At 61.8% G+C, this 10,313-nt stretch carries 12 protein-coding genes; 6 read left to right on the top strand and 6 right to left on the bottom strand.

The window, feature by feature from the left end; all coding sequences use genetic code 11:
• Positions 1–88 precede the first annotated feature (88 nt).
• The 6 genes from tsaB (at position 89) to NW812_RS09640 (ending at position 4,008) form a co-directional block, all read left to right on the top strand.
• Positions 89–766, top strand: coding sequence for a tRNA (adenosine(37)-N6)-threonylcarbamoyltransferase complex dimerization subunit type 1 TsaB (gene tsaB, locus NW812_RS09665; RefSeq protein ID WP_414396280.1), 678 nt, complete (start codon positions 89–91; stop codon positions 764–766).
• Between the two features lie 35 nt (positions 767–801).
• Positions 802–1,359, top strand: a complete 558-nt coding sequence (efp, locus tag NW812_RS09660; RefSeq protein ID WP_414396277.1) for an elongation factor P — start codon at positions 802–804, stop codon at positions 1,357–1,359.
• A gap of 47 nt (positions 1,360–1,406) precedes the next feature.
• Positions 1,407–1,874: an acetyl-CoA carboxylase biotin carboxyl carrier protein gene (accB, locus tag NW812_RS09655; RefSeq protein WP_414396274.1), complete on the top strand. Its 468-nt coding sequence runs from the start codon at positions 1,407–1,409 to the stop codon at positions 1,872–1,874.
• Between the two features lie 81 nt (positions 1,875–1,955).
• Complete coding sequence (gene holB / locus NW812_RS09650) at positions 1,956–2,969, top strand: DNA polymerase III subunit delta' (RefSeq protein WP_414396271.1); 1,014 nt, start codon at positions 1,956–1,958, stop codon at positions 2,967–2,969.
• A gap of 46 nt (positions 2,970–3,015) precedes the next feature.
• Positions 3,016–3,642 carry a glycerol-3-phosphate 1-O-acyltransferase PlsY gene (plsY, locus tag NW812_RS09645; RefSeq protein ID WP_414396268.1) on the top strand — a complete coding sequence of 209 codons (627 nt, stop codon included), beginning with the start codon at positions 3,016–3,018 and terminating at the stop codon, positions 3,640–3,642.
• A gap of 6 nt (positions 3,643–3,648) precedes the next feature.
• Positions 3,649–4,008, top strand: coding sequence for a gamma-glutamylcyclotransferase (locus NW812_RS09640; protein WP_414396265.1), 360 nt, complete (start codon positions 3,649–3,651; stop codon positions 4,006–4,008).
• Here NW812_RS09640 and NW812_RS09635 read toward each other — a convergent pair.
• The 6 genes from NW812_RS09635 to NW812_RS09610 all read right to left on the bottom strand — a co-directional run bounded on the left by NW812_RS09635 (position 4,005) and on the right by NW812_RS09610 (position 10,062).
• Positions 4,005–6,104 (bottom strand): cation:proton antiporter, encoded by a 2,100-nt coding sequence (locus tag NW812_RS09635; RefSeq protein WP_414396263.1) that lies wholly within the window; start codon positions 6,102–6,104, stop codon positions 4,005–4,007. The genes NW812_RS09640 and NW812_RS09635 overlap by 4 nt on opposite strands.
• Before the next feature lie 202 nt (positions 6,105–6,306).
• Positions 6,307–6,615, bottom strand: coding sequence for a cell division topological specificity factor MinE (gene minE / locus NW812_RS09630; RefSeq protein WP_414396262.1), 309 nt, complete (start codon positions 6,613–6,615; stop codon positions 6,307–6,309).
• A gap of 47 nt (positions 6,616–6,662) precedes the next feature.
• Positions 6,663–7,469 (bottom strand): septum site-determining protein MinD, encoded by an 807-nt coding sequence (gene minD / locus NW812_RS09625; RefSeq protein ID WP_414396260.1) that lies wholly within the window; start codon positions 7,467–7,469, stop codon positions 6,663–6,665.
• The gene (gene minC / locus NW812_RS09620; RefSeq protein WP_414396257.1) at positions 7,448–8,215 is read right to left on the bottom strand and encodes a septum site-determining protein MinC; all 768 of its coding nucleotides are present in this window, start codon (positions 8,213–8,215) and stop codon (positions 7,448–7,450) included. The genes minD and minC overlap by 22 nt, the downstream gene beginning before the upstream one ends.
• Positions 8,216–8,241: 26 nt before the next feature.
• The gene (locus tag NW812_RS09615; RefSeq protein WP_414396255.1) at positions 8,242–8,748 is read right to left on the bottom strand and encodes a DNA recombination-mediator protein A; all 507 of its coding nucleotides are present in this window, start codon (positions 8,746–8,748) and stop codon (positions 8,242–8,244) included.
• A 105-nt stretch (positions 8,749–8,853) separates the two neighbouring features.
• Positions 8,854–10,062, bottom strand: a complete 1,209-nt coding sequence (locus NW812_RS09610; RefSeq protein ID WP_414396254.1) for a VLRF1 family aeRF1-type release factor — start codon at positions 10,060–10,062, stop codon at positions 8,854–8,856.
• Positions 10,063–10,313 lie beyond the last annotated feature (251 nt).

Below are 10,313 nucleotides of genomic sequence, written 5' to 3'. Positions count from 1 at the left end.
AAAGCCTAACTTCCCTGTGGAAGTGCGAAGATGGACAACCTAACCTTAATCCAACCGTTAAGTTCTGTCAACTCTCCTGAAAGAAGCCATGTCGCTTGCCCGCTGGATTCTAGGGATCCACACCACCACGCCCGTCTTGGGCCTAGCCCTCCTGCCGCTGGAGGAGAGGGAAGGCCGTAGCCAAAGTTGGTGGCTAGACCGCCAGATGGCAGCGCGGCTGCACCCGTGCCTAAAGGAGTTCTTGGCTGGCCAAGACTGGTCCCAGCTGGCGGGGATCGCTGTCGCCGTCGGGCCAGGGAGTTTTACCGGTAGCCGTTTGGGGGTGAGCGTGGCGCGGCTGGTGGGGCAGCAGCTGGGCATTCCCGTGTTTGGCTACTCGTCCTTGGCTGTTATTGCCCGCCAGGTGTGGCAGGAGCAGGGATCCCCACTCCAGCCCCTGAGGGTGGCGGTGCACATGGATGCCAAGCGGGGGGAGCGGTATGGCGGCGTGTACCGGGTAGGCCCAGACCAGGTAGTGGCTGAAGTGGCCGATCAACTCTGGGAGGCGGTGGCTTGGCAGGCCCTTCTCCGCCAGTGGCCGCAGGCGCTAGCGGTCGATGCCGCCGATTGGGTAGAGCCGGTGCCTGTGCTGGCGCTGGCAGAGCTTGCCCGTGCTGACTTTCTTGCAGGCCTGCGCCCTCCCTGGCAGGAGGTGTTGCCTAAGTACGGACGGCAGCCGCCCATTGATCTCAGCGGGGTGAATCGGAGTACCCCCCAGGCGCGGTAAGATTGGGAAGGCTAGGCCACAGACCCCGTGCTGACATGATCTCAAGCAACGACTTGCGCCCCGGCGTCTCTGTAGAGATTGATGGCGCTCCCTACAAAGTCATCGAGTTTCTCCACGTCAAGCCAGGCAAAGGGGCGGCCTTTGTGCGCACCAAGCTCAAAAACATGCAGACCGGCAACGTTGTCGAGAAAACCTTCCGCGCCGGCGAAATGCTGCCTGCTGCCACCATCGAAAAGGTGAACATGCAGTATCTCTATGCGGAAGGAGATAACCTCGTGTTCATGGACATGGAGACCTACGAGCAGGCTGTGCTCAGTACCGCCCAGGTGGGCTCTGCCGTGAAATACCTGAAGGAAAATATGGAAGTGTCTGTTTTGCGCTGGAAGGGGCAGGTGATCGACGTGGAGCTGCCCACCAGTGTCGTCCTGGAAGTGGTGGAGACGGACCCGGGCGTAAGGGGAGACACAGCTACAGGGGGGACTAAGCCTGCCAAGCTAGAAACCGGCGCCGAGATCCAGGTGCCTTTGTTTATCAAAGTGGGAGAGCGGGTTCGAGTCGATACTCGCACGGACACCTACCTAGGCCGCGAGTGATGGCTCTTCCCCGTCGCTAGGTTGCTGTTGTGGACAGGTGACTTCCCTTGGATGTCATTAATTGGCAGGAAATTCGCCTTCTGCTGGCCGCTCTGCAAGAGAGCGATGTTAGCGAGTTAACTCTAGAGTGCAAGGATTTCCGCCTTACTCTGCGCAAAGGAATCTCTGCTGCTCAGCTTTCCACCACTGCTCCCTCCCTTACTGCTTCGCCCCCTTCTGCTCCTGCCGAGACTCCTCCTCCTGTGCCTGCCCCCAAATCTCCACCGAGCCACTGGGTGGAGGTAGTGTCACCCATGGTGGGAACCTTCTACAGCGCTCCTGCTCCTGGAGAAGCGGACTTTGTCCAAGTAGGTCAACGGGTAAACAAAGGCCAAACCCTGTGCATTATCGAGGCCATGAAGGTGATGAACGAGATAGAAGCAGAAACAGCAGGTGTGGTAAGGGAGATTTTGGTGAGCAACGGCCAGCCGGTGGAATTTGGCCAAGTTTTAATGCGGCTGGATCCCACCGGCTAACAGCGAAACTGGGGCAGAGATGAGGCTTTGCCCCCCGGAGGGATCCCTTGGTAGCTTTGCCCGGGATTAGGGTACTCTGCCATGCTTCAGCCCACGGCCCCCGAGACAGTTGAGGGGGTAAAGGTTCTGCCCCCCCACCACATTGTCGGCCAGGAGCTGGCGGCGCAGCTGCTCGCGGCGGCCCTAGAGAAAGGGCGGGTGACCTCAAGCTACTGCTTCCTAGGGCCAGAAGGGGTGGGGCGGCGCCTGATGGCCCGCTGGTTTGCTCAAGCTCTCCTGTGCGAGTCCAACACCAGGATCCCCTGCGGCCAGTGCCTTGGCTGCCATTGGCTGCTGGCGGGCACCCACCCCGATCTCCACTGGGTCAGCCCCACCTATCTCCATCAGGGTCGCCTAATCCCAGCAGATGCCCCCGAGGCGCAAGCTCTGCAGCGGCGCTCCCCGCCGCAAATTCGCCTGGAACAGGTGCAGGAAGTGTCGCGCTTCTGTGCCCGTAGGCCAATGCGCGCCCGCCGTTCGCTGGTGGTGCTAGAGGGAGCGGAAACCCTAGCCGAAAGTGCAGCCAATGCCCTGCTGAAAACCCTGGAGGAGCCTGGGCCGGCCCACATCGTTCTCATCGCACCCCAGGCGGCCTCCCTGCTGCCGACGCTGTTGTCCCGCTGCCAGACGGTGCCTTTCCGCCGCCTCAGCTCGGCCGAGACGGAGCAAGTGTTGGCTGCTTTGGGCTGCCCGGAGCTGCCCGGGATCCCTCGCTCAGAGCTCATTGCCCTGGCCCAAGGCAGCCCTGGACGGGCGCTGGCCGCCCATCAGCATCTGCAGAGCCTTCCGCCGTCGCTGCTACAGGATCTAAGGCGCTGGCCCCCCTCGCTGCGAGAGGCGCTGGAGCTAGCTAGGGCAGTAGCTGCTCTCGATTTGCCAGCGCAGCTGTGGCTGATTGACTACTTGCAGCAGCATTTCTGGGCGCAGGGATCCCGCCAGGCCATTTGGCGGTTGGAGCAAATTCGCCGCCAGCTTTTGCACTTTGTGCAGCCGCGCCTTGCTTGGGAGGTCAACCTGGCTAGCCTAAGCCGCAGGGCTGTCGCGAAGGGGGACTAGAAGAAAGCCCTGTGGCAAAGTGAAAAGGAGCGTTCAAGACCTGCCTATGCCTGCCTGGCTTTTGGCTTTCCTTGCGGCCCTTGGAGGCTACTTGCTGGGATCCATCCCCACCGGCTACTGGGTGGGCCGCTGGTGGGGCGGGATCGACCTCCGCCAAGCGGGCTCCGGCTCGACGGGGGCAACCAACGTGTTGCGGACGCTGGGCAAAGGGCCGGCGCTGCTGGTGCTGCTGGTGGATGCCGCCAAGGGGGCCGCAGCGGTGGCGCTGGGACTGGCTCTGGGGTCGCCGTGGTGGGTGGCCGTGGCTGCCCTGGGGGCAGTGGTTGGCCACAGCCGCTCCTGCTGGCTGGGCTTCAAGGGCGGCAAGTCGGTGGCCACTAGCCTAGGGATCCTGTTGGCCATGGCTTGGCCAGTGGCCCTGGCTACCTTTGGCGTCTGGCTGCTGGGGATTGCCCTCACCCGCATCGTCTCCTTCAGCTCCCTGCTGGCAGCGGTGGCGGCTCCGCTGCTGATGTGGGCAACGGCTCAGCCCCTGCCCTATAGGGTGTTTGCCCTGGCGGGCGGGATCTATGTAATCGGCGCCCATCGGCGCAACATCGAGCGCCTGCTGGCCGGCTCAGAGCCGCGCCTTGGCCAAAAATGGGCCCAGTCCCCCCAATTCCCCACCTCCTAGAGCCAGATGGAACAGACGACGGTGGTTTTTGTCTACGGCTCCCTGCGGCGGGGCGGCCAGTACCACAGCCTGCTGCAAGGGGCGGAGTTTTTGGGAACAGACAGCCTCAACCACATCGACCTCTACGATCTCGGCCCTTACCCCATGGCGATCCCTGGCCGAAATCGGCTCTACGGCGAGTGCTATCGCATTCCCCTGAGCCTGTTGCCCCGCTTGGACGAGCTAGAAGACCACCCGCGGCTGTACCAGCGGCAGTGGGTGCAACTGGAAAGTGGCACCTCGGCCTGGGTTTACCTGGGCCGGCCCGAGCAGGTGCAGGGGTGCCCCCTCATCCCCAGTGGCTGCTGGCTGCCCCGAGGTTCCTAGAGATCGAAGTGGAGCTTGACGCCCCCAACATACTGGGGCAGGAACTCGGCTGGGGGCAAATCCGGGTCTCTTGCAGAGGGAGCCGCGGCCTCTACAGGGCTGGCCAGGCGCTCTAGGTAGTAGATGCAATCCCCGCGCCGCCACATGTCCGGCTTGGGCAGGTAAAATAGCCGCCCTACCGGGGATGGCCGAGCTCCCTTTTGCCACCAGCTCCCTGCCCGCTGCGGGCGCACCAGTAGCAAAGGCAGGCAGAGATCGGCTTTGATCCGGTAGGCAAACTGATCCCGCAGCCGCTCCAGGGTGGGATCCTCCAACCCTATTTGGGCCGAAAGGGGGTTGAGCAGAGCTAAGCGCGCTGCCGAGCTCGACTCCTGGGCCGAGGCCACGGCAGAGGGGGAGGGCTTCAGGCCCAAATCCGCTAAAGTGGGCAGGGTAATCGAGCGCAGCTCCGCGCGCTTGGCCTCTAGGTAGCCGGCCCAGCGTTGCAGTTGGGCAAAAGAGATCGGCAGGGTGCGGATCCCTTCTAGGATGGGCATCTCGGGCAGCAACACCGTCCAGATGGCAGCGGAAACTGCGAGTTTCACCATCAGCTCGGCAATGGCCCAGTTCATCTGGGGATCCCGCGTCAGGATCAGCAGCGTCTCCGCATGGTCGATATCGGCCTTCAACAGGGCCGACTCGCTCAGCACCACTTCCTGCAGCGATCCCGGCAGCAGCCGGCCAACTTCATCCCCCAGGGCAGAGCCACCCTTGTGGCCGTCGGGCTCGGTTTGGCCAGCGGGCTGGCGCCAACAGGCTGCCGAAGGCAAGGGCAGCACCTCCACGACTTGGTTGAGGGAGCGCAGCAATTCGGCCAAGGGTTCAACCAGCGGGTGATCCCCAAGGATCACGGTGGAACTGCCTTGGTCTAGGCCCAGCCAACGAGCCACCCAGGCGGCAGTTAGCCCCTGCACTGTCACCGTGGCCGAGATGGTTAAAAACACTAGCGCCTTGAGGGCATCTCCCCCAGTGATGCCCCGCTCCGTCAACAAAATGGCAAACAAAGAAGCCACCGAAGCCGCCACAATGCCGCGGGGAGCTAGCCAGGCCACAAACAACTTCTGCCGCCAGTTGAGATCGCTGCCCCAGGTACACAGCCACACGCTTAAGGGGCGGACAACCAGCATCAGGCAGAGCACCGTGGCCAAGGCTCCCCAGCCCAAAGCCAATACCGCCTTTAGGGACAGCGTGGAGGTGAGCAAGATAAACAGCACCGAGATGGCCATTACCACCAACTGGCCGTGAAACTGGCGCACGCTCCGCTCGGCAATGGCTGCCTTCTGCCGCACCACTAGGCCTGCCATCACTACCGCCATCAGCCCTGCCTCTGAGCGCAGCGACTGAGCCAGGGCAAATACCCCCAGCGCCCCCGCCAGCACCACCGAGTTGCGCAGCTCCTCCGTCAAAAATTGCCGCGACCAGAGCAGAAAGGATCCCATCAGCCAGCCCCCCAGCGCCCCCACCGCTGACCCAATGGCCAAGCGGCTAGATAGCTGCTCCAAGGCCATCAAGAAACTGGGGTGGCCGGAAAGCACTACCTGCAGCACCACCACTGCCAAGATGGCCCCCACTGGATCGATGAGCACCCCTTCCCCTTCCAAGAGGGTGCTGACGGCGGGATCGACGCGTACCCGCTTGAGGATGGGGTTAACTACAGTTGGCCCCGTCACCACCACCAGGGATCCAAACAGAAAGGCTAGGGGCCAGGGGAACTCTCCCAAATAGTGGGCCGCCAGTGCCCCCCCTCCCAAGGTCAAAAGCGATCCCAGCAATACCAGATTGCGCAGGCTGCCGGAGACCTGGTTGAGGCGTTGTAGCCGCAGGTTCAGCCCTCCCTCGAACAGGATCAGGGCCACTGCTAGCGACACCAGCGCCTCCAGACCGGATCCCATGATCTGGGGGCGAACCCAGCCCAAGCCATCTGGCCCCAGCAGCACCCCAAACAGCAGCAGGAAGACAATGCTGGGCACCTTGACAAAGTTAGCCAGGACTTGAGCTGCGATCCCGGCCACCAAGGCCAGCGTAAACAGGATCGTCAGCTCAAAAGAGCTTTCCATGCCGAGGCTCAACCTCCCTCCGTGAGAACTCTGCCCCAGCAGCTCTCTCCTGTTCAGTAGGGTTGCCCCTCAAAGCTGCCATGAGAGACTAGAAACACCTGCAGAGAACTCCACCCTGGGACAGACAGGAGAAAGCATCCTTTTGCCGAGGGCAGATGCTCCCTGAGCCCAGGGTAGCTCAGGCCGAAGTGAACCCCCCTGGCTAATCCGGCTGCCCCTTTGCAGAAGGGTCGAGTTCGGCTGCTGCCAGCGGCTTAACTCGGCGAATGGGTAAGTTAGCAATGAGGGCCGTTGTGCTCCCCTCCACGGTCAAGTGGAATTGCATCCCCTCCGAGTCCAGCTCCACATAGCGGGAGACCACCCCCAAAATTTCCAGCCGCATCGATTCCAGGGCTGCCGGACTGAGATTGGCGCGGTCGTGGGCCAAGATGAATTTCAGGCGCTGCTTGGCCTGCTCGCGGCTGCCGCCGGGGGAGCGGGGAAAAAGCTGATCCAAAAACTCGAGGAGCATGGGCTTTATTCCAGTCTCGTTGAAAGAGAGCTAAGGGCTGTTGGGCTTCAGAACACCTTTTGGCCTAAAAATCGCCTTGCCTTTTCCCAGAAAGACTCACCCAAGCCGGCCAACTTGGGAAACTCCACCACCTCCCCTTCCAGCCGTCGGGCAATGCGCTGAATGGCCTGGGCAGCCGGAGAAGGACGGGCAGCCAAAACCATGGGTTCTCCCTTGTTGGTGGAGACAATCACCTCTCGGTCTTCCGGAATCATACCCACCAAAGGGATGGCCAGCACCTCCACCACATCTTCCACTGCCATCATCTGGCCAGCGGTTACCATATCGGGGCGCAGGCGGTTAACAATGAGCTGAATTGAGGAGATCCCCGCCGCTTCCAACAGGCCCACCACCCGGTCTGCATCCCGCACGGCAGCTACTTCGGGCGTAGTCACCAGCAGGGCTTCTGTTGCCCCGGCAATGGCATTGCGAAATCCCTGCTCAATCCCGGCTGGGCAGTCAATCAACACATAGTCGTAGCTACCGGCAAGCTTCTCCATCAACTGCCGCATTTGCTCCGGGTTGACTGCTGTTTTGTTGCGGGTTTGGGCTGCTGGCAACAAGGAGAGATTGGGGGTGCGTTTGTCTTTCACCAACGCTTGCTCAAGGCGACATTCCCCTGCAATGACTTCTAGAGCCGTGTACACTACCCGATTCTCTAGGCCCAGCAGCAGATCCAGGTTGCGCAGGCCAAAGTCGGCATCCACCACCGCTACCGAGCGACCCAAGCGCGCTAAGGCAGTGCCTAAGTTGGCTGTCAGGGTAGTTTTGCCTACTCCTCCCTTCCCAGAGGTTATGACGATAACTCGGCCCATGCTCTTCTCCGCAGAAACTCCTGAAGGCTGGCGATGCAGATGGCACCATCTTGCAAGTAAACCACCTCAGGGGTATTGCAAGGGGAGCCACTTTCTGGGGGGCGGGCCACCTGGTCGGCGATGCGCAATTGGGTGGGCTCCAACTGCAAAGCCAGGATCACCGCGCTTCTATCCCCCTCGGCGCCGGCATGCGCCAACCCTCGCAGCCGTCCCCAAACCCAAATGTCGCCGCCCGCAACGATCTCGCCGCCGGGGTTGAGATCTCCCAACAGGAAGACAGAGCCACGGTGGCGTACGGACATGCCCGAGCGCACGGTTGAACGCAGGTACAGAGGGGTAGTGTCGGGAGGAGGAGAGGGAACCACCTCCAAAAGGGAGGATTGCTCCACCGAATAGCCCAAGGTTGCCGCGGCAATGGCGGTCGTGCGGGATCGAGTTTGGACGCGCCATAGCTGCAGCCGATGCTGCGCCAACAGGACAGCCAGGGCCTGCAGGGTGGGCAGCTCCAGCTCTCGCTCCTGGCACCACAGGGTTAGAGGAGCCACCCCCGTCCAGTAGGACTTGCGGCTGCGCAACTGCCAAACGAGCTCCTCCCAGACTTCTTCCCAAGCTAGGGTGGTGGGCAGGTGCAGGTGGATCCCTTGGGCATCGGAGCGAAAGTAGACACTCTCTTTGGCTGCCCCTACCCCGATAGAGGAGGCAGGGGCCTTGGGAAAGGGTGGCGAGTTTCCCACCAGCGACCCCATTCTGCCTGCCCTCCTTCGCCAAGGAATTAGTCGAAGTAGAAGAGCGTAACCACCTTGTGTTGCTCCTCAGCGTGCCTGCAGGCCTCCAAAAGCGTGACGCTGTCGTGAAAGGCAAAACAGATCAATTGCTGGCACTTGCTGATGATTTCCAGATTGCAGAGGCGACTGGCCTCCGCTAGAGGCAGGTGGTCGTTTTCAGGGTGCTCCACCAGATGCAGCACCTGCTCCAAACTGGCCCGCGACTCTGCCGGCTGCCGCTCTAGGCTTTGGGGCAGGATCACCGTCAAGGATTTAATATCTGCCCGCATTGCTCCACGAATTACAGCTAGGTTGGTACCAATAGCCCCGGACGTGAGGATGCGGTTGCCGGTAAGGGCCAAGGCGTAGCTGAGGGTCTCGATGAGGTACTGGTGGGTAATGGGCACATGGCGAGTGCCCAAGATGGCTATTCGCTTTGGCCCCACTTGCTGAATGGCGGCCAGCTCTTGCAAGAACGTATCGACGCTGGTGGGGAGGTCAATGGATTGGGTCAAGGGGATCCCTCGCTAGACAGGATGGGCCAGATTATGCTAGCAGCCTACACCGTTGCTCTGGGATCTAGCTAGAGGGTTGAGCCATCCCTGCTCAAGTTGCTAGACCTACCAGCGCAGCAGCGCCGCTGCTCCCTGAAACTCGTGGAGCAAGCGCTCTTCAGCTTCGCCGCGAACGAACTCCAGTTTAGCGCCAAAATCGCGGCCTAGCACCCACACCAGATCCCGCAGGGGTGCCGGCTGTGGCTCTGGGCAAAGGAGCTGGGCCATCTCCTGGGTTCCTCCCACAAAGCCGTCTGGGCAGCGCCAGATGGTGGCCTCTAGCCTCCAGGGCAGGACAAGGATTTCCACCCGGCCTAGCTGGAGGGCGTCCAGCACCGCATCCAAGCCCCAAGCGCCGGGCTGCTCTCGAATCCGCTCCAACAAAGCCAGCTCTCCTCGGCGCTCAGCGGCCTCCAGGACGGGTACCACTCGGTCGAGGATGTCTTGCGGCGTCGGTGTGTGAAGGTTGGCGGGGTGCCCCACCCGCGCGACGATGCGGTTGCGTAGGCCGCGGTTGAGATAGCCCTCAAAGTGGGACACCTGCCAGGCTTCACCCATGAGCACCAGCCGCTCAATGCCCAGGCGATCCACTGCCTTATCCAGGGCGGAAGCCAGGCGCAGGTAGAGCTTGTGCATCCACAGGCTGACCTTGGCCGCCTCCCGCTCCTTGGGGGAAAGCTTGTCGAAGGTGCCACCGCTGCGGGCGCGACGTTCGGCAACGGCATTTTCAATGCGGCCGGCCAGCTTCTGCAGTTCCTGCCATTCCTCGGCGCTGATGTTGGCAAAGATTTCCGTGTCCTCTCGCAGTTCTCCCAAAAAGAGCTCGTAGAAGCGCCACCTGCTGCCAGACAGGTGCAACACCCCACCCCGCTCGTATTCATCAAAGGCAAAGAAAAGGGGCGTGAGGTAAGGTTCCCCCCAGCGGGCCTCCACCCGCCCATGGGCCAGATCCACCACCGGCAGCTCCACCTGCAGGTCGATTCGGCGCAGCACTGGCTTGCCAGCGGGATTGCGGCTGGCAAAAAGAACCAGGGTGCGGGCCGAAGGGCGCTCCTGCTCCACTAGAGCAAGGACTTGCTCGCAGAGGGAGTTATCAGGCTTGCTCTCCTCTCTCTCCAGCAGCTCCTTGAGGGTATTCTTGATGCGCCCCACCCAGGCGCGACCCGCATTTTCGGGACGAGCAGGGTTGGTGTCGGCATATATTGAGAGCACGGGCTTGCTGCTGTCGCCAAAGGCAGCTTGCAGATCCTGGATTAGGGTGTTGAGTTCGTCCATGGTCTTGAGAAGGGGCGTCGCTGGGGCTCAAGCCTAGCAAAAATAAGGTTAAGGGAAAGCGAGGGATCCGGCCCTAGCTGAAGCCCAGTTGGGCTCGGCTTTGAGGAGAAGCTTCTAGCATAGCATAGCCCGCGCCTAGAGCCGAGCGGCTGCGCTGCCCTCCAGATCCACTGGCTCCGATTGGTCTGCCGGCGGCGGAGCCTCCTGTAGCTCAAGGGCCAAGAGAGTTTTCCCATGGAGGCTGCAGGCGT

Source organism: Synechococcus sp. O70.2 (genome assembly GCF_047462135.1).
In the GTDB taxonomy this organism is placed as follows: domain Bacteria; phylum Cyanobacteriota; class Cyanobacteriia; order Thermostichales; family Thermostichaceae; genus Thermostichus.
Note: the sequence above shows the minus strand (reverse complement) of the source record. Positions and strands in the feature narration are given on the sequence as shown.

What these genes read in the sequence shown, in the direction of transcription:
- NW812_RS09610 (WP_414396254.1), bottom strand. Translation starts at nt 10,062, where the DNA reads ATGGACGAACTCAACACCCTAATCCAGGATCTGCAAGCTGCCTTTGGC.
- holB (WP_414396271.1), top strand. Translation starts at nt 1,956, where the DNA reads ATGCTTCAGCCCACGGCCCCCGAGACAGTTGAGGGGGTAAAGGTTCTG.
- NW812_RS09635 (WP_414396263.1), bottom strand. Translation starts at nt 6,104, where the DNA reads ATGGAAAGCTCTTTTGAGCTGACGATCCTGTTTACGCTGGCCTTGGTG.
- minD (WP_414396260.1), bottom strand. Translation starts at nt 7,469, where the DNA reads ATGGGCCGAGTTATCGTCATAACCTCTGGGAAGGGAGGAGTAGGCAAA.
- plsY (WP_414396268.1), top strand. Translation starts at nt 3,016, where the DNA reads ATGCCTGCCTGGCTTTTGGCTTTCCTTGCGGCCCTTGGAGGCTACTTG.
- efp (WP_414396277.1), top strand. Translation starts at nt 802, where the DNA reads ATGATCTCAAGCAACGACTTGCGCCCCGGCGTCTCTGTAGAGATTGAT.
- tsaB (WP_414396280.1), top strand. Translation starts at nt 89, where the DNA reads ATGTCGCTTGCCCGCTGGATTCTAGGGATCCACACCACCACGCCCGTC.
- minC (WP_414396257.1), bottom strand. Translation starts at nt 8,215, where the DNA reads ATGGGGTCGCTGGTGGGAAACTCGCCACCCTTTCCCAAGGCCCCTGCC.
- minE (WP_414396262.1), bottom strand. Translation starts at nt 6,615, where the DNA reads ATGCTCCTCGAGTTTTTGGATCAGCTTTTTCCCCGCTCCCCCGGCGGC.
- NW812_RS09640 (WP_414396265.1), top strand. Translation starts at nt 3,649, where the DNA reads ATGGAACAGACGACGGTGGTTTTTGTCTACGGCTCCCTGCGGCGGGGC.